This is a genomic window from Photobacterium sp. R1, from assembly GCF_054600795.1.
In genome coordinates, this window is sequence record NZ_BAAHZP010000681.1 from 1 (window position 1) to 260 (window position 260).

Below are 260 nucleotides of genomic sequence, written 5' to 3' on the forward strand. Positions count from 1 at the left end.
GGTGTAGGCACTCCAGCCAACCCCGATTTCTTGCAAATCATGATAAAGCGATGTGTTTTCTTCAATGGCCAGGTAACCATGCTGTGCCTGGGGATGGTCAATGAACCAGTGAGGCGGGATAGCGGATTCAAAATAGGCTTCTTTGACCGTATTTCCTTTGGTATCTGTGCCATAAGTGCCTTTCATTCTGTTATGCCCTGTCAGAAGAAAGACAGCGATACGATCAATATTCAGCACTTTTTTCCCTGTTCCACCGCATG

Annotated in this window: 1 pseudogene; it reads right to left on the reverse strand. The window is 46.5% G+C overall.

Annotated elements, in window-relative coordinates:
• Nucleotides 1-237, reverse strand: a pseudogene (locus tag ACYP03_RS26810) (GGDEF domain-containing protein); the annotation flags it as partial.
• Nucleotides 238-260 lie beyond the last annotated feature (23 nt).